This window comes from Synechococcus sp. LA31, assembly GCF_018502385.1.
Classification (GTDB): Bacteria; Cyanobacteriota; Cyanobacteriia; order PCC-6307; family Cyanobiaceae; genus Vulcanococcus.
Window position 1 is genome coordinate 2,691,220 of sequence record NZ_CP075523.1, and the last position, 15,784, is coordinate 2,707,003.

At 63.9% G+C, this 15,784-nt stretch carries 18 protein-coding genes; 11 read left to right on the forward strand and 7 right to left on the reverse strand.

Annotated elements, in window-relative coordinates; all coding sequences use genetic code 11:
- The first annotated feature begins 109 nt into the window (after positions 1 to 109).
- The 4 genes from serA (at position 110) to KJJ24_RS14575 (ending at position 3,623) form a co-directional block, all read left to right on the forward strand.
- The gene (serA, locus tag KJJ24_RS14560; protein ID WP_214339771.1) at positions 110 to 1,696 is read left to right on the forward strand and encodes a phosphoglycerate dehydrogenase; all 1,587 of its coding nucleotides are present in this window, start codon (positions 110 to 112) and stop codon (positions 1,694 to 1,696) included.
- Positions 1,697 to 1,715: 19 nt separating this feature from the next.
- On the forward strand, positions 1,716 to 2,639 hold the full coding sequence (prmA, locus tag KJJ24_RS14565; protein ID WP_214339772.1) for a 50S ribosomal protein L11 methyltransferase: 924 nt from the start codon (positions 1,716 to 1,718) through the stop codon (positions 2,637 to 2,639).
- Positions 2,640 to 2,804: 165 nt separating this feature from the next.
- Entirely contained in the window at positions 2,805 to 3,104 is a 300-nt protein-coding gene (locus KJJ24_RS14570; protein WP_010310832.1) for a ferredoxin, read from the forward strand.
- A 108-nt stretch (positions 3,105 to 3,212) separates the two neighbouring features.
- The gene (locus KJJ24_RS14575) at positions 3,213 to 3,623 is read left to right on the forward strand and encodes a hypothetical protein (RefSeq protein WP_250544806.1); all 411 of its coding nucleotides are present in this window, start codon (positions 3,213 to 3,215) and stop codon (positions 3,621 to 3,623) included.
- Positions 3,624 to 3,675: 52 nt separating this feature from the next.
- Here KJJ24_RS14575 and psbV read toward each other — a convergent pair whose 3' ends face one another.
- On the reverse strand, positions 3,676 to 4,185 hold the full coding sequence (gene psbV / locus KJJ24_RS14580; protein ID WP_214339773.1) for a photosystem II cytochrome c-550: 510 nt from the start codon (positions 4,183 to 4,185) through the stop codon (positions 3,676 to 3,678).
- Between the two features lie 107 nt (positions 4,186 to 4,292).
- A complete protein-coding gene (locus tag KJJ24_RS14585; RefSeq protein ID WP_214343775.1) occupies positions 4,293 to 5,243 on the reverse strand; it encodes a ribonuclease Z in 951 nt (316 codons plus the stop codon).
- A gap of 116 nt (positions 5,244 to 5,359) precedes the next feature.
- On the opposite strand from KJJ24_RS14585, the gene KJJ24_RS14590 reads away from it, so the two are divergent.
- Entirely contained in the window at positions 5,360 to 6,721 is a 1,362-nt protein-coding gene (locus tag KJJ24_RS14590) for a SpoIID/LytB domain-containing protein (protein WP_214339774.1), read from the forward strand.
- Positions 6,721 to 7,497 (forward strand): glucosamine-6-phosphate deaminase, encoded by a 777-nt coding sequence (locus KJJ24_RS14595; protein ID WP_371811814.1) that lies wholly within the window; start codon positions 6,721 to 6,723, stop codon positions 7,495 to 7,497. The genes KJJ24_RS14590 and KJJ24_RS14595 overlap by 1 nt, the downstream gene beginning before the upstream one ends.
- Positions 7,498 to 7,503: 6 nt before the next feature.
- On the opposite strand, the gene KJJ24_RS14600 is transcribed toward KJJ24_RS14595, so the two are convergent.
- Genes KJJ24_RS14600 through truB form a run of 3 tightly spaced genes read right to left on the reverse strand, consistent with a single transcriptional unit; the run spans position 7,504 to position 10,481 of the window.
- Entirely contained in the window at positions 7,504 to 8,709 is a 1,206-nt protein-coding gene (locus KJJ24_RS14600) for a hypothetical protein (protein ID WP_214339776.1), read from the reverse strand.
- Between the two features lie 42 nt (positions 8,710 to 8,751).
- Positions 8,752 to 9,525: a YebC/PmpR family DNA-binding transcriptional regulator gene (locus tag KJJ24_RS14605; protein WP_214339778.1), complete on the reverse strand. Its 774-nt coding sequence runs from the start codon at positions 9,523 to 9,525 to the stop codon at positions 8,752 to 8,754.
- Between the two features lie 44 nt (positions 9,526 to 9,569).
- Complete coding sequence (gene truB, locus KJJ24_RS14610) at positions 9,570 to 10,481, reverse strand: tRNA pseudouridine(55) synthase TruB (RefSeq protein WP_214339780.1); 912 nt, start codon at positions 10,479 to 10,481, stop codon at positions 9,570 to 9,572.
- A 49-nt stretch (positions 10,482 to 10,530) separates the two neighbouring features.
- Between truB and KJJ24_RS14615 the strand changes: the two genes are divergently transcribed.
- Together KJJ24_RS14615 and KJJ24_RS14620 are read left to right on the forward strand one after the other, a co-directional pair.
- Positions 10,531 to 11,283, forward strand: coding sequence for a queuosine precursor transporter (locus KJJ24_RS14615; RefSeq protein WP_214339782.1), 753 nt, complete (start codon positions 10,531 to 10,533; stop codon positions 11,281 to 11,283).
- A 6-nt stretch (positions 11,284 to 11,289) separates the two neighbouring features.
- On the forward strand, positions 11,290 to 12,036 hold the full coding sequence (locus KJJ24_RS14620) for a bifunctional 2-polyprenyl-6-hydroxyphenol methylase/3-demethylubiquinol 3-O-methyltransferase UbiG (RefSeq protein WP_214339784.1): 747 nt from the start codon (positions 11,290 to 11,292) through the stop codon (positions 12,034 to 12,036).
- Positions 12,037 to 12,127: 91 nt separating this feature from the next.
- Here the strand turns inward: KJJ24_RS14620 and rpmA are convergent, their stop codons facing one another.
- A complete protein-coding gene (gene rpmA / locus KJJ24_RS14625; RefSeq protein ID WP_214339785.1) occupies positions 12,128 to 12,391 on the reverse strand; it encodes a 50S ribosomal protein L27 in 264 nt (87 codons plus the stop codon).
- 39 nt (positions 12,392 to 12,430) lie between these two features.
- Entirely contained in the window at positions 12,431 to 12,784 is a 354-nt protein-coding gene (gene rplU, locus KJJ24_RS14630) for a 50S ribosomal protein L21 (protein ID WP_214339787.1), read from the reverse strand.
- Between the two features lie 155 nt (positions 12,785 to 12,939).
- On the opposite strand from rplU, the gene KJJ24_RS14635 reads away from it, so the two are divergent.
- From KJJ24_RS14635 to kaiC, 3 genes are all read left to right on the forward strand, one after another.
- Positions 12,940 to 13,815 carry a circadian clock protein KaiA gene (locus tag KJJ24_RS14635; RefSeq protein WP_214339789.1) on the forward strand — a complete coding sequence of 292 codons (876 nt, stop codon included), beginning with the start codon at positions 12,940 to 12,942 and terminating at the stop codon, positions 13,813 to 13,815.
- Entirely contained in the window at positions 13,816 to 14,163 is a 348-nt protein-coding gene (gene kaiB / locus KJJ24_RS14640; RefSeq protein WP_214339791.1) for a circadian clock protein KaiB, read from the forward strand.
- Positions 14,164 to 14,227: 64 nt separating this feature from the next.
- Positions 14,228 to 15,772: a circadian clock protein KaiC gene (gene kaiC, locus KJJ24_RS14645; RefSeq protein ID WP_214339793.1), complete on the forward strand. Its 1,545-nt coding sequence runs from the start codon at positions 14,228 to 14,230 to the stop codon at positions 15,770 to 15,772.
- The last annotated feature ends 12 nt before the right edge of the window (positions 15,773 to 15,784 follow it).

Genomic DNA, 15,784 nt, shown 5'->3' on the forward strand with positions numbered 1-15,784 from the left:
GAAGCTTCCGCCCTGAGTTCGCTTGATTCTCCCCTGAGCCGGCCACGGCGGAGGGGTTCGTGCCCCCCCTCTCTACACTTCACCTCCGGCCGCCCCACCCCGCCGGGTCATGACGAAGGTTCTGGTTTCCGATCCCATTGACCAGACAGGGATCGACATCCTGTCTCAGGTGGCGCAAGTGGATGTGCGCACGGGCCTTTCGCCCGAGCAGCTCAAAGAGATCATCGGCGAGTACGACGGTTTGATGATTCGCTCCGGCACCACCGTGACGGCCGAGATCATCGAAGCCGCGGGCAAGCTGCGGATCATCGGCCGCGCCGGCGTGGGCGTCGACAACGTCGACGTGCCTGCAGCCACCAAGCGTGGCGTGATGGTGGTGAACTCACCGGAAGGCAACACCATCGCCGCGGCTGAGCACGCCCTGGCGCTGATGCTGTCGCTCTCGCGCCATGTGCCTCACGCCCACGTGAGCACCATGGCCGGCGGCTGGGATCGCAAGAAATACGTGGGCAATGAGCTCTACAAAAAGAAGCTCGGCGTGGTGGGTCTGGGCAAGATCGGCTCCCATGTGGCCCGCGTGGCCAAGGCCATGGGCATGGAGTTATTGGCCTATGACCCGTTTGTGTCGCCCGAGCGTGCGCAGCAGTTGCAGGTGAAGCTGCTGCCTCTGGCGGAGCTGTTCGCCGAGGCCGACTATGTGAGCTTGCACCTGCCCCGCACGCCTGACACCGAAAACTTGGTCAATGCTGAGCTGCTGCGCACGATGAAACCCACAGCTCGCATCGTGAATTGCGCGCGTGGCGGGATCATCGCCGAAGCCGACATTGCCGAGGCGGTGGACAAGGGCGTGATCGCCGGTGCCGCTCTCGATGTGTATGCCAAGGAACCCCTTGAGGCCGACTCACCTCTGCGCAGCGTGGGCGAACGGCTGATCCTCACGCCGCACCTGGGTGCATCCACGGCAGAGGCTCAGGAAAATGTGGCCATCGATGTGGCCGAGCAGATCCGTGATGTGCTGCTGGGCCTGCCGGCCCGCAGCGCCGTGAACATTCCCGGCCTCAACGCCGAGGTGATGGAGCAGCTCAAGCCCCATCTGCAGCTGGCGGAAACCCTGGGTCAGCTGCTCAGCCAGCTCGCCGGCGGTCAGATCAGTGAGCTGGAGGTGCGGCTGCAGGGCGAATTCGCCAGCCATCCCGCTCAGCCTCTGGTGATCGCAGCCCTCAAGGGCCTCCTGTCCACCGCCCTGGGCGACTCGATCAACTACGTGAACGCGGGCTTGGAAGCCAAAGAGCGCGGCATCCATGTTCTTGAAGTGAAAGACGATGCCGCCCGCGATTTCGCCGGTGGTTCTCTGCAGCTCAGCTCCAAAGGCGCCAACGGCCATCACACCGTGACCGGAGCGGTGTTCGCTGATGGCGAACTGCGCATCACCACGATCGATGAGTTCCCGGTGAACGTGGCTCCCAGCCGCCACATGCTGTTCACCCGCCACCGGGACATGCCGGGCATCATCGGCAACTTGGGCTCGGTGCTCGGTGAACACAACGTGAATATCGCCTCGATGCAGGTGGGCCGGCGCATCGTGCGTGGTGATGCGGTGATGGTGCTCAGCCTCGACGATCCTCTGCCCCCTGATCTGCTGGCTTCGGTTCACGCCATCAATGGCATCCAGGAAGCCCATCCGGTGACCCTCTGAGCGGGGAGGCAAGAGCCCGATGACGCTCTCCTGGTGGCGGCTTGAGCTGCCTGCTCTGCCGGAGCTTGAGGAATCGCTCGTGTGGAAGCTCAACGCCCTCGGGATCCCTCGGGTGGCGCTGCGCCATCGGCCGGAAGCCCCCGATCAACGGCAGCTGGTGGCCTGGCTGCCTGAGGCCGACTGGCCGGAGCCTGAGCGCCGGCAGCTGGAGCACGCCTTGGCGCCGTTGGCCGATACCTTCGGCCTCACCCTGCCACCGCTGACCTGGGAGCTGCAGGACGACGAAGACTGGAGCCTCAGCTGGAAGCAGCACTGGCAGGCCGATCCTGTGGGTCAGCGCCTCTTGATCCTGCCGGCTTGGCTTGACCTGCCGCCTGAGCATGCGGATCGGTTGGTGATCCGCATGGATCCGGGCAGTGCCTTTGGCACTGGCAGCCATCCCACCACCCGCCTCTGCCTGGAAGCGCTTGAGCAGCTGGCCAACCAGCGCGGCAGCTCGGAGGCGCCTGATCTGGGCTCAATCCGGGTGGCCGATCTGGGCTGCGGCAGCGGCATCCTCGGCATTGCTGCACTGCTCCAGGGTGCCAGCAGCGTGGCTGCCGCTGACACCGATTCCCTGGCGGTGCGCGCCACCCGCGACAACGCCTTGGTGAGCGGTTTCGCAGATCGCTTCACTGTGGAGCTCGGTTCTGTGGAACGGCTGGCTGAGCAGCTTGAGGGCAGGCCCGCCGATCTATTGCTCTGCAACATCTTGGCTCCTGTGATCGAAGCCCTTTGCCCGGCCTTCCACACCGTGTTGGCACCGGATGGCCTTGGGCTGCTCAGCGGCCTGCTGGTGGAGCAGGCGCCGCGGTTGCAGCAGGCTCTGGCCGAGGAGGGCTGGCAGGCCGAGCTCAGCGCCCAGCAAAGCCAGTGGGGATTGATGACGATCCGGCGCCTCTGATCTGCTGTTGTTGCATAAGGCACGCTGATCTGTGCCTTGCGTTCTGATTGGGCTTCGCGGCCAGAAGGCCTCAGAACCCCAGAACCACGCCTCGGAGGATGTAGGAAGGGTCCGTCCTACGGGCCCGGGAACTTTCCCAGGAGCCTGTGAGCCCCAATCCCTTCCATGGCTTCCTACAAGGTCACCCTCATCAGCGAGGCAGAGGGCCTCAACAAGACCATCGAGGTTCCTGACGACCAGTACATCCTCGACGCCGCTGAAGAGCAGGGCATCGACCTCCCCTACTCCTGCCGTGCAGGTGCCTGCAGCACTTGCGCCGGCAAGATCACCGCTGGCACCGTTGACCAGTCCGACCAGAGCTTCCTCGACGACGACCAGATCGAAGCTGGCTTCGTTCTCACCTGTGTGGCTTACCCCACCAGCGACTGCACCATCAAGACCCACGCCGAAGAAGAGCTCTATTGAGCTCCTGCTCGGGGCGTGCCTGTTCACGTCCCGGCAGTTTGATCTCCCCAACCACCCTTCGGGGTGGTTTTTTTGTTTGCATCCAATCCCCCTCGCTTCGCTCTCGCCGTGCCCGCCGCCTCCGCCTCGGCATCCACGCCTCCTCAGGTGGCTGAGCTCTACGCCCACGGCACGGAGCACACCAGCCCTGGCGGGCAATACAGCTTCCGGGTGTTGGGCCCCTGCTGCCGCTTGTTTGATCGCGAGGAGCTGCCCTGGCCCTGCTGCCGCATCGCTTGGCGCAGCAAGGAGCCCAGCTGGCGACGGGTAGGGCGGCGTTTCGTGGCCGATCTTGCTGCCCGCCGCTGCCCCTCCTATGCGGTGGAGCTGCTCCAGCCTGGCTCACGCCCCACGGTCACCGTGCTGACCTTGTTCTCATTGCGGCTGAGCGGGCCGCTGCAGGAGTGGTGGTACAGCAAGCAGCCCACCTCCTTTGAGCCGGAGAACTGTGCCCCGCCGCGTCCGCAGCTCCGCGGCTGAGGCACAAAAAAAGACCCTGCCACGGGCAGGGTCTAGGTCGTTGGAGTGAAGATCAGAAGTAGATCTTGCCGCCGCCCCACTGCTGGCCCTGCACTTTGGGGGCCACCAGGATGAAGCCGGCCATCAGGCGAAGGTCTTCATCGTTGAGATCGCGCATCTTCACGAACACGTCGCTACTGCGGATGCTGGGGTGCACGTCGGCAATGCTGTATTCACCGTCGTAGCTGGTGGGATCCTTCATGTAGTCCACCAGGGAGTCCACGTTGTCGCGGGAGGGGGTGGCCAGGGCCAGGGTCTCGGGATCGAGGCCTACGTTCTGGTTGGTCTTGGTGATGCCGCCGGCGTGGCATTCGCCGCAGCTGCTGTTGAAGATCTTGCGGCCTGCTTTGATCTCCTGCTCGCTGAAGGTCACCATGGCGCCATCAGGATTCTCAGGCACAGTGAGCTGTTCAGCAGTCCACGGAGCAGCCTGGGCAGGGCCGGCAAGACCCACCAGCAGAGCCAGGGGTAGAACCAGCACCCGGGCCAGGGTCCGGAGGGCAAAGGAGAAAGAAGAGGCCATTGAAAAAGCCGGCAAGGTGGCGGTGCAAACCGCGCCAGAGCCCTTGTATCACGGCCAATGGGCCTCCTGGTTGCCTAGGCCGCTGCCACTCACGAACTGTTGCAGCCTCAGCTCTCCTCCGCAGCAATCTCAACGGTGAGGAAGTCTTTGGCGAGCTCGGTGTTGGGGAAGATCGAACGGGCCTCGTTGAGGAGGTCGTCGGGAGTGACCGGATTGCCCGGCACGTAGCGGGGGCTCAGATGGGTGAGCATCAGCTGCCTGACGCCGGCCGCCAGGGCCGTCTGGGCTGCCATGGTGCTGGTGGAGTGCTGCTTCGCAAAGGCCATCTCCGCTTCGGCGTGCGAGAAGGTGCTCTCGTGGATCAGAAGGTCAGCTCCCCGAGCGAGCTCCACCGCCGCTTCGCTGAATACCGTGTCGGTGCAATACACAAGGCTGCAGCCAGGCCGCTCTGGGCCGCACAGGCTGGCGCCATTGATGATCCGTCCATCGTCGAGCACGACCTCGCGTCCGGCCTTGAGTTCGGCGTAGATCGGGCCAGGTGGAATCCCAATCGCCCGGGCCTGTTCCACATCGAAGCGTCCGGCTCGGGGTTTTTGGTCTACGCGGTAGGCGTAGGCGGGCACCCGGTGGATCAGCTTGGTGCAACGCACCGTGATGTCGTCGTCATCCAGCAAGAGCGCGCCACTGCTGGCCGCCTCCTTCACCCGATGGCTGCGCAGGGGATAGCCGATCCTGGTGGAGGAGGTGCGCAGCACGCCTTCCAGGTAATCGCGCAGAGGGTCGGGGCCGTAGAGGTCGATACCGCTGCAGGTGCCCGCCAACCCCAGGCTGGCCAGCAGCCCCGGCAGACCGAACACGTGATCTCCATGCATGTGAGTCACGAAGATCCGCCGGAGCTGGCTTACCCGCAGCTCGCTGCGCAGGAACTGGTGCTGGGTGCCTTCCCCGCAGTCGAACAGCCAGAGCTCGGCCCGTTGCGGCAGGCGCAGGGCCACGGCCGATACGTTGCGGCCGCGGGTGGGGACGCCGGAACTGGTGCCGAGGAAGGTGACCTGCACGGCCGGCCGGAGGCTCCCCGGTGTGACTGATCTGATCGTGCCATGGCGCCGCCAGGAGGCACTGGCAGGCTGAGCGCTCACTCGTCACAATGGCCTGCCTTGCCCGTTGGCCTGCGATGGCTTTGAGAAGCCTCCCGCTGGGAGCAATCACCCTGTCAGCTGCGCTGCTGGCTCCTCAGGTGGTGCTGGCTCGTGCGATTCAGCCCCAGCAGGTTGCGGCTCAGAACGATCCGGTGCTGCGGGTGCTGTTGCGGCAGGGCGGTGAGGCTCGCCTGCGGCCAGCGATGGCGGCGGCAGGCCTACGGCTGCGGGACGCGCGCGGCCGAGTGCTCAAAGACTTCGCCGATCAGGTGGTGCTTCAGGTGGAGCCGGATGGCACCTGGTTGAACCTCAGCAGCGTTGATCATCCGGAGCAATGGCAGCTGCGGGAAGCCTGGCTTGAGGCCTTGGCTGGCCCTGAGGAGCAGGATCCAGGCCTGTGGTTGGGGCAGCGCCGCTACCGCGGCAGGTTGCAACTGCGGCTTGAGGCGGGCCAGCTGCAGGTGGTGAATCACGTGCCCCTGGAGACCTATCTGCCCAGCGTGGTGGGCAGCGAGATGCCGGCCAGCTGGCCCATGGAAGCCCTGCAGGCTCAGGCTGTTGCGGCCCGCACCTACGCCCTGAAGGCGCGCAAGCCTGTGGCCGCTTTTGATGTGCAGGCCACAACAGCCAGCCAGGTTTACAAGGGGGTGGAGTCGGAGACTCCGTCCACCCTGGCTGCAGTGCAGGGCACCCGTGGGCTGGTGCTCACCTACAACAACGCCCTGATCGATGCGGTCTTCCACAGCAGCAGTGGCGGCAGTACCGAAAGCAGCGGCGACCTCTGGCCACGCCAGCTCCCCTATCTGGTGAGCGTGCCTGATTTCGATCACAGCTCTCCGGTGCGGGATTGGCGTCAGCCCCTTGATCAGGCCCGCCTGCGCCAGGCCTTCCCGGAGCTGGGAGGCGCCTTGGGGATCGATGTGCTCTCCACAACGCCCACGGGTCGCATCCGTCAGGCGCGGGTGGTGGGACCTTCCGGCCAGCTGGCCCTCAGTGGCGCCCAGCTGCGCTCCCGCCTCGGTTTGAAGAGCACCTGGGTGCGCTTTGAACTGGTGACCACAGCCACGGCTGCTGCGCCGGTCGTGACGCCCGCCACCGGGTTGGCCCTGCCGCCGGTGCCGCCGCCGCCTCTACCGGCATTCACCTTGCCTGTTCCAGCCGATTCCAGGGCTGAGGTGGTGCAGCTGGTGGCCGTGGGCCGTGGCTTCGGCCACGGTGTGGGCATGAGCCAGTGGGGCGCGCTGGCCATGGCCCAGCGTGGCGATTCGTTCGAATCGATCCTGCGGCACTACTACAGGGGAGCCTCCTTGCAGCCCTATGCGGGGCTGGCGCGCACGGCCCGCGCTGGGCGAGGCTTGAGTGCGAAGGATCCCAAGAACCTGGCCCGCTCGCGTTGATCACTGCTCCGCCATTGCCGCTGCTGCCCGGCCACCTGCTGGTGGAGGCCGATGCAGCTTCGGTGGCGGCGGTGGTGGCTGAACGGTTGGAGCAGGCGCTGCGGCGTGGTGCCCTGCTCGGGCTAGCCACCGGGCGCACGATGGAGCCGGTGTATGCCGCCCTGCGGAGCCGCATCCTCGCCCTGGCGCCAGCGGAGCGTGAGCCGTTGCTGGCGAGATGGCGCAGCTTCAACCTGGATGAATATGTGGGCCTGGCGGCTGATCATCCGGCTTCATTCGCGGCGTTCATGCGCCAGCAGGTGGGAGATCCCCTGTCTCTGGCGGCCCAGTGTCTGCAGTTGCCGGATGGCGTGGCTGCAGATCCGGATCAGGAAGCGCGGCGCTATGCGGCTGCCTTGGAGGCTGCCGGGGGCCTTGATCTGCAGCTGCTGGGTTTGGGCGGAAACGGCCATGTGGGCTTCAACGAACCCCCCTGCGGCCCTGAGGCCCCCTGCCGCTGCCTGGAGCTGAGCGCTGCAACCCGCCGCCAGAACGCCGCCGCCTTCGGCGGCGACCCTGAAGCCGTGCCGCCCCGTGCGATCACCCTCGGCACCGCAGAGATCCTCGCTGCCCGCGAACTGCTGCTGGTGGTCACCGGTGAGGCCAAGGCCGAGATCCTGCGCCATACGCTGCTGGAACCGCCCTGTCCTGAGGTTCCCGCCAGCTGGCTGCAACGCCATCCCCGCCTGCAGGTGGTAGTAGACCGGGCGGCAGCGGCGGCACTGTCGCCCGGGTGAACGGAGTCAGCGGAGGTCCTGAGCGGCGGAGATCAGATCGCGGTAAGAGCTGCCGTTGAGGATGGAGGCATAGGGCTCAACACCGTCATCGCCGTTGGCAGGGCTGATCAGGCCTGTGTTGCCGCGCCCCGCCGATGAGTCGTTAGAGACAATGGTTCCTTCGCTGCCCGCATCGAAGGTGCTCCACAGGGCCTCACGGGAGAAGCGGCCATTGTTGCGGCGTTTCACATAGGCCGTTCCGGCGAACTCTCCCTGAGAAGAGGCGGCTGTGAAAGGCATCTGATAGACACCTTTGCCCGCATAGAAGATGCCTTCGAAGTGGGTCACGTAGGTGTTGTCTTTGTCGTTGTTGTATTGGTAGCTTCGCTGATTCGATGTTTTTCCCGTGATCGGGTCGTAGTCCACCAGCGTGGCAGCTCCGAGGGCTTCACCCATGGAGCCGAGCTTCTTGACAGCTGGGTCGATCATGGATCGGCCGCCGGCGATTGTGTAGGTCTTCTTGTTGTTGCTCCAGTCCTGTCTGCCGTTCTTCCAGATGCCGAAGGCAGTGTGAGAGGTGGAGTTGTCCTGATAGGTGAGATTGTGCTGCTCACCGGTCACGGTGTCGTAAACGAAGGCGCTGCTGTCCAGGCCGGTGTTCAGCGTTAAGGCCAGGAAGCTGTTGTTGAGTGTGTAGTTGCCGGCCACCAGCCGGCCGCTCCAGCTGTGCAGGAAGGTGTCGGTGGTGGGCCCGCCATCAGGACGTTTGGCGTTGAAGGCTGTGAAGTTCTGATCGTTCGGTGTGCTGGTGAGTGGGCCGTCGTAGATGAAGCCGCGCGTGACGTAGGCCTCCTCGCCATCCAAGTTGATCGGCTGGCTGTACGTGCCTGCAAGCTGAATCGAGCGGATTCCGCCAGGCCCTTTGCCCGCTTTGATCGCTCCCGGGCCGTAGATCGAGCTTGAGGGTGCATCCCAGCTCTCGGGCACATCCATCAGCACCCAGGTGCCACTACCGCTGCCTTGGCTGGTGGAGGCGCCATTGATGCGACCCACATACACGGAGCCCTGGCCTTCGCTCGTGATGTTCCCGGAGGTGCCGGTGATCACGTAACGATTGCGGCCAGGAGCCTGCTTGATGCCCTGCGCACCGTTCTCGGAGCTGGCGCCCGTGCCGGTATACACAAATGGGCTGTAAAACTTGGCAGGGCTGAGGATCGTGGATTGCTGCGCCATGGGAATGCAAGGCGGTGATTCCCCGATTGTGTTGACGCTGTGTCAGGCGATCATGGCCTTCATGATTTCTTCATCCGCCTCGAGGTTGCTGGTCACACTGCGCACGTCGTCGAGCTCTTCAAGGGCATCGAGCAGCTTGAGGCAGCCAACGAGTGCGCTGGTTTCCTCCACGCGGCAGGGGGTGCTGGCGATCCAGCGGTGCTCCCAGCTGTTCACCGGCAGCCCCAGATTGCGCAGGCCATCCTGCAGGGCTTCGAGCTGCTCGAACGCTCCCAGTACTTCGGCGCCGTCGGGATCGATCTCGTAGCCGATCAGGTTGGGTCCGCCCTGCTCCTCCAGGTCCAGCAGCTGCTCGAGCAGCTCTTCCTCCTGCAGACCAGGCTGCTCCAGCCGCACCACGCTGCGGTGCTCAAACAGGTAGCCCACGCAGCCGGTTTCCCCGAGGTTGCCCCCGTTTTTGCTGAAGGCCAGTCGTAGCTCGGCAGCGGTGCGGTTGCGGTTGTCGGTGAGGGCCTCGATCAGCACAGCCACGCCGCCGGGGCCATAGCCCTCGTAGCGCACCTCCTCAAATTGCTCGCCGCCTCCGCCGGCCTGGCCGGCACCCTTGGCAATCGCGCGTTCGATGTTGGCGTTGGGCACCCGCGCGGCTTTGGCCTTTTCGATCGCCGTGCGCAACTGAAAGTTGCCGTTGGGATCGGCGCCCGCCCGGGCCGCCACCATGATTTCGCGCCCCAGGCGGGTGAACACAGCACCACGCTTGGCATCCACCACGGCTTTGGTGCGCTTGATCTGGGCCCATCGGCTATGGCCGGCCATGTTGCGCTGGTACGGAGTCGGGGATTGGACGGGCGGCGAGCGGTTCAGCCGGCGGCGTCGAGCACGAGGCGCGGCTGCAAGCTGCCAGTGGCCTGCACGCGGGCCATGCCCGCCAGGTTGCCATCCGGTGCTACCACCACCACGGCAGTGTCGGCGGCCCAGCTGGGATCGCAGGCCTGGGCGCGGCCGCAGCGCCAGCCCTGGAGATCGTCGTTCTGGAGGGCATGGCGTGGAAAGCTGGCCAGGGCCTCCAGGGGATCCACCAGCGCTGGTGGTGGTTGATTCTCGAGCTGTTCAAGACCCACGCTTTGCGCGAGCTGAAAGCCCAGGGCCTGGGTGCGGCGCAGCCGCGCCAGGGCGCCACCACAGCCCAGCAGCTCCCCCAGATCCCTGGCCAGTGAGCGGATATAGGTGCCGGCTGAGCAAGCCACCTCCAGCTCCAGTTGGCCCTGTGCGGGGTTCCAGCTCTCCAGGCTCAGGCGATGGATGGTGACGGGCCGTGCCGGCAACTCCACAGCTTCGCCGGCTCGCGCCAGCTTGTAGGCCCGTTGGCCGTTCACATGCACGGCTGAGACCGCAGGGGGGCGCTGCTGAATGGTCCCGCGGAAGCCCTCGAGCGCTGTTTCCAGTTGGGCTTTGTTCAGCGCTGGCAGCGGTTGGCTTTGGAGCACCTCGCCTTCAAGGTCATCGGTGTTGGTGGTGATCCCCAACTGGATCACGCCGCGGTAGGTCTTGTCGCCGCTGAGGTACGGCAGCAGCCGGGTGGCGGGCCCCAGGGCGATTGGTAGCACCCCAGTCACGGCTGGATCGAGGGTGCCGCCGTGGCCGACGCGTTTGAGGCCATAGGCGCGGCGCACCTGCGCCACACAGCTGTGGGAACTCAGGCCGGCGGGCTTGTCGAGCACCAGGAAGCCGCAGGTCAAAGCAGTGGGCGTGTTCAACCCTGATGCTCCCATTGCGTTCTCTGCTGTTCCCGCCAGGCTGTGCTCTTGCGCTGTTGGATGAATGCCTGCCCCTTCGGCCTTAGGCCCAGCGGCCCTGCAGAAGCGGCGGGAGCTGGCGTTTCTGGTGCTGGCCGGCCTCTTTCTAGGCACGATGGGGATGCTCAACATCCTGGGCCTCACGCGCTTCTTGCAGCTGGGGCGCATCGGCTCTTGGCCTGTGGTGGTAGCGGTGGGCGCGCTGCCCTATCCCGTCACGTTTTTGTGCACGGATCTGATCAGTGAGATTTGGGGGGAACAGCGGGCCAGTCAACTGGTGTGGGTGGGACTGCTGCTGAATGGCTGGATCGTGCTGATCCTTTGGCTTGGAGGTGTGTTGCCAGGGCTCCCTGGCGCTCCAGATCAAGCCTTCTTCGCGGTGCAGGAGTTGGCCTTTGGTGCGGTGGGGGCCTCGATGGTGGCTTATCTGGCAGCTCAGTTCATCGATGTGCGGCTCTTTCACTTCTGGAAACGCTTCAGCGGCGGCCGGGCGCTGTGGCTGCGCAACAACGGCTCCACCCTGGTGAGCCAGCTGGTGGACACCACAGCGGTGGTGCTGATCAGTCACTACGCGGCCCATGCGCTGCCTGTGCGGCTCGATGTACCGGTGTGGCCCCAGTTGGCCAGCTTCATCGCCAGTGGCTACCTGTTCAAAGCTCTGGCGGCCCTGCTCGACACCATGCCCTTCTATTGGCTCACCGCCTGGCTCAGGCGTTGGCTGGTGGTGCCTGGCCCCGGCGCTGAGTTGGGGGGTGCGCCAGGGGCAGCACTACCGTGAGCAGCCATGAGCCTCACTGCCACCCTTTCCCTGGACCAATTCCTCGAAGGGGGATTTGATCTGCGCTGCCAGCTAGCCGACCACCTGGCCCTCGATCTCGAGGAGTTGGAACGTCGTCTGCCCCTGGCCACCGATGCCCTGGCTGCAGCTCATCCCGGCGCGTTCGTGCCGGAGCAGGTTGAGGCGTTCTATGAGACAGCAGTGGGCACCGGCCATCTGCTGGAGTTGGCGGCCTGGCACCTCGGCAGCGCCGAGTACATCGCCGACACCCTTCGCTTGCAGCAACAGTTCGCCCAGGGCACGGTCCTCGATTTCGGTGGCGGTATCGGCACTCATGCCCTGGCAGCCGCAGCTTTGCCACAGGTGGATGCGGTGTGGTTTGTGGATCTCAACCCCGAGAACCGTCGCTTTGTTCAAGCGCGGGCTGAGCGTTTTGGCCTGGCTCACAAGCTGCGTTGCTTTCGCGATCTCGATGCGCCTGAGTTGCCGGCTCATTTCGACACGATTGTGTGTCTGGATGTGCTGGAGCATCTCAGCGATCCCAGCGCTCAGCTCGAGCAGTTTGCGGCGCGCATGTCGCCCGGGGCGATTGCATTGCTCAACTGGTATTTCTTCAAGGGACATGCAGGCGAGTACCCCTTCCATTTTGATGAGCCGCAGCTAGTGGAGCGTTTCTTCCGCACCTTGCAGAGCCGCTTCTTGGAGGTGTTTCACCCCTTCTTGATCACCACGCGGGCTTACCGGTTGCTCTGAGCTTTCACGCGCCAGCTGTAGACACAACAAAGCCGGCGCCTAAGCGCCGGCTTGAAGGCCTGAAGGCTCAGACCACGCGTGGAAGCTGAGCTCAGCCGACAGCCACGTTGATGCGCTTGCGGGTGCGGAGGCCACGCTTGATGGTGTCGAAGCTCACGACGCCGTCCACCAGGGCAAACAGGGTGTCGTCGGAGCCTCGGCCCACGTTGGTTCCGGGCAGCACGGAGGTGCCGCGTTGACGAATCAGGATCGAGCCGGAGTTCACGCTCTCGCCGCCGTAACGCTTGACACCGAGGCGCTTGGAGTTCGAGTCACGGCCGTTGCGGGTGGAGCCGGTGCCTTTCTTGTGGGCCATGGTTCAGAGAAGTGGTGGGTTAACGAACGCTGCGGCTGATCAGGCCAGGGCTTTGCCGCCCACGCTGATGGACTTCACCATCACGCGGGTCAGCTCCTGGCGGTGACCGTTCTTGCGGCGGGTCTTCTTCTTGGGGCGCATCTTGTAGACAATCACCTTGGGACCGCGGCGATGCTCCATCACCTGCAGTTCCACGGTGGCGCCCTTCACGTAGGGCTGGCCCACGTCGGCGGCTTTGCCGTCGTTCACCAGGAGCACGTTCTCCAGGGTGAGGGTGCTCTCAACCTCGGCGTGAATGCGGTCGAGGTCGTAGTAGCGGTTGGGCTGAACCCACACTTGGGTGCCTGAGGTCTCAACGATCGCGTAGGGACCGGTGCTGGAGGCTGTGCTCATGGCGTTAAGGGCGTGGACAGGCTGACGGCGGAGGCCCGTTTGGGCACGTCGTCATTCGGCCTGCCGCACGGCAATCGAAAGACAAACAACGATCTTCCACGTTTGCCCTGCCTCTCGTCAACACTGTGAGCGTTGCCAGGCCCCGATCGCGGCGCATGTCACAGCCGGCTCTCACAATCGCGTCGCTTCTGCCGGATCCACGTGTGGAGAAGGCTTGCCGTAGTTGGCTCAAGGGCGGCCGCTACGAACTCGAGGATCTGGGCTCCCTGTCGGATCCAATCCTCGAGCTGCAGCAGCGGCGTGAGCTCTTTGATGTGGTGCTGCTCCAGCAAGGGGTCCATCCGCCGGAGGTCTACGAGGAGCTGCGTCAGCAGGGTCTGCTGCTTCCAGCCGTGGTGATCGGAGAGGTGAGTGGCCGTTTGGAATACCACGAGGCCGAGGTTCACCTCCCCCAGGATCAGCTTGAGCAGATCGCCTACAGCGTGGATGCGGCCGTGTCGCGCTTTCTGCGCCGCGGGATGCCCTCCACCGCGGGCGTGGGCGAGGCCGGCGCCACCTCCGACACCCCTGAGCGCTGGCAGTTGCCCAATCGCCTCAAGGGGCGCCTGGGGTACCTCGGGGTGTTCTACAAGCGGGATCCCTCTCTCTTCCTGCGCAATCTCCCGGCGGAAGAGCGTGGGGAGTTGCTGCGTTCGCTCAAGCGCAGCTATCGCGATGTGCTGATCGGCTACTTCCGCGATCCAGCCGCGGCGAACCAGGCGATCGAGAGCTTCGTGCATTCCGCCTTCTTCTGTGATCTCCCCATCAACAAGGTGGTGGAAATTCACGTCGATCTGATTGACGCTTTCTGGAAGCAGCTCAAGCTGGAGGGGCACAAGAACGACTTCCTCCAGGACTACCGCCTCGCTCTGCTCGATGTGATGGCCCATCTCTGTGAGATGTACCGACGCTCGGTGCCTCCGGATTTGCCTCTGGGGGAACCTGAATTGCAAGCTGAAGCCAGCCAGTCCTTAACTCAGGAGGTGATCTAGATGAGCCCGCGCAAGACCTACATCCTCAAGCTCTACGTGGCGGGGAACACGCCCAATTCGATGCGCGCATTGAAGACCCTGCGCAACATTCTCGATACTGAGTTTCAGGGGGTGTATGCCCTTAAGGTGATTGATGTGCTGAAGAATCCCCAGTTGGCGGAGGAAGACAAGATTCTGGCCACCCCCACCCTGGCCAAGATCCTTCCTCCGCCGGTACGCCGCATCATCGGCGATCTCTCGGATCGAGAACGGGTGCTCATCGGGCTGGATCTGCTTTATGAGGAGCTCAGCGATGAAGCACTGGGTAATCCCTACAGCGAAGAGGAGGACTCCGGCGGATTGCTGTAAGCCTCTGCCCCCGCTCTGTTTTTTGGTCACATCCACCTAGATTTCCCCCAGGCCCACCCGTTCCATGCAGGACCCCACCGCTCCAAACCATTCCCTCGCCTCGGTGCAGAAGCTGCCCACCGGGATCGAGGGTTTTGATGACATCTGTCAGGGTGGTCTGCCGATCGGACGCTCCACTTTGATCAGCGGTACCTCCGGTACTGGTAAGACGGTCTTCTCCCTCAACTTCCTCTACAACGGAATCCGTCAGTTCGACGAGCCCGGCATCTTCGTGACCTTCGAAGAGTCGCCGCTAGATATTCTGCGGAACGCCTCCAGCTTTGGTTGGAACCTGCAGGAGATGGTGGAGCAGGACAAGCTCTTCTTGCTCGATGCCTCCCCCGATCCGGAAGGTCAGGATGTGGCGGGTAGTTTTGATCTGTCAGGGTTGATCGAGCGCATCAACTACGCCATTCGCAAATACAAGGCCCGGCGTGTTGCAATCGATTCGATCACAGCGGTGTTTCAGCAATATGACGCTGTGTCGGTGGTGCGGCGCGAGATTTTCCGCTTGATCGCCCGGCTCAAGGAGATCGGTGTCACCACGGTGATGACCACCGAGCGCATCGACGAATACGGCCCGATCGCCCGCTACGGCGTGGAGGAGTTTGTGAGCGACAACGTGGTGATCCTGCGCAATGTGCTCGAGGGTGAGCGGCGCCGGCGCACTGTGGAGATTCTCAAGCTGCGGGGCACCACCCACATGAAGGGGGAATTTCCCTTCACGATGGGATCCCACGGCATCAGCATCTTCCCGCTGGGGGCGATGCGCCTCACCCAGCGCAGTTCCAATGTGCGCGTGAGCTCCGGTGTGCCGCGCCTCGATGAGATGTGCGGCGGTGGTTTCTTCAAGGATTCAATCATCCTGGCCACCGGTGCCACCGGTACTGGTAAGACCTTGCTTGTGAGCAAGTTTGTGGAGAACGCCTGCGCCAACAAGGAGCGGGCGATCTTGTTTGCCTACGAGGAATCACGGGCCCAGCTGCTGCGCAATGCCACCAGCTGGGGCATTGATTTTGAGCAGATGGAGCGCGACGGATTGCTCAAGATCATCTGCGCTTATCCCGAATCCACAGGTCTGGAGGATCACCTCCAGATCATTAAAACTGAGATCGGTCAGTTCAAGCCGTCGCGGATGGCGATCGATTCCCTCTCGGCCCTGGCCCGTGGGGTGAGCCATAACGCCTTCCGTCAGTTTGTGATCGGGGTAACGGGTTACGCCAAGCAGGAGGAGATCGCTGGCTTCTTCACGAACACCTCCGAGGAGTTCATGGGTAGCCACTCGATCACTGACTCTCACATCTCCACGATCACCGACACGATTCTGCTGCTGCAATACGTGGAGATCCGCGGCGAAATGGCCCGTGCTCTCAACGTGTTCAAAATGCGCGGGTCCTGGCACGACAAGGGCATCCGCGAATTCATGATCACGAGCAATGGCCCCGAGATCAAGGATTCCTTCTCCAACTTCGAGCGGATTATCAGCGGTGTCCCCCACCGCATCAACACCGATGAGCGCAGCGAGCTCTCGCGGATCGTTCAAGGTGTAACGAGCGACGAGCGGCTCTAAATCCTTATCGCT

Excerpts from the sequence above, each read along its gene's own strand:
- serA (WP_214339771.1), top strand. The coding sequence starts at position 110 with ATGACGAAGGTTCTGGTTTCCGATCCCATTGACCAGACAGGGATCGAC.
- prmA (WP_214339772.1), top strand. The coding sequence starts at position 1,716 with ATGACGCTCTCCTGGTGGCGGCTTGAGCTGCCTGCTCTGCCGGAGCTT.
- KJJ24_RS14570 (WP_010310832.1), top strand. The coding sequence starts at position 2,805 with ATGGCTTCCTACAAGGTCACCCTCATCAGCGAGGCAGAGGGCCTCAAC.
- psbV (WP_214339773.1), bottom strand. The coding sequence starts at position 4,185 with ATGGCCTCTTCTTTCTCCTTTGCCCTCCGGACCCTGGCCCGGGTGCTG.
- KJJ24_RS14590 (WP_214339774.1), top strand. The coding sequence starts at position 5,360 with ATGGCTTTGAGAAGCCTCCCGCTGGGAGCAATCACCCTGTCAGCTGCG.
- KJJ24_RS14600 (WP_214339776.1), bottom strand. The coding sequence starts at position 8,709 with ATGGCGCAGCAATCCACGATCCTCAGCCCTGCCAAGTTTTACAGCCCA.
- KJJ24_RS14605 (WP_214339778.1), bottom strand. The coding sequence starts at position 9,525 with ATGGCCGGCCATAGCCGATGGGCCCAGATCAAGCGCACCAAAGCCGTG.
- truB (WP_214339780.1), bottom strand. The coding sequence starts at position 10,481 with ATGGGAGCATCAGGGTTGAACACGCCCACTGCTTTGACCTGCGGCTTC.
- KJJ24_RS14615 (WP_214339782.1), top strand. The coding sequence starts at position 10,531 with ATGCCTGCCCCTTCGGCCTTAGGCCCAGCGGCCCTGCAGAAGCGGCGG.
- KJJ24_RS14620 (WP_214339784.1), top strand. The coding sequence starts at position 11,290 with ATGAGCCTCACTGCCACCCTTTCCCTGGACCAATTCCTCGAAGGGGGA.
- rpmA (WP_214339785.1), bottom strand. The coding sequence starts at position 12,391 with ATGGCCCACAAGAAAGGCACCGGCTCCACCCGCAACGGCCGTGACTCG.
- rplU (WP_214339787.1), bottom strand. The coding sequence starts at position 12,784 with ATGAGCACAGCCTCCAGCACCGGTCCCTACGCGATCGTTGAGACCTCA.
- KJJ24_RS14635 (WP_214339789.1), top strand. The coding sequence starts at position 12,940 with ATGTCACAGCCGGCTCTCACAATCGCGTCGCTTCTGCCGGATCCACGT.
- kaiB (WP_214339791.1), top strand. The coding sequence starts at position 13,816 with ATGAGCCCGCGCAAGACCTACATCCTCAAGCTCTACGTGGCGGGGAAC.
- kaiC (WP_214339793.1), top strand. The coding sequence starts at position 14,228 with ATGCAGGACCCCACCGCTCCAAACCATTCCCTCGCCTCGGTGCAGAAG.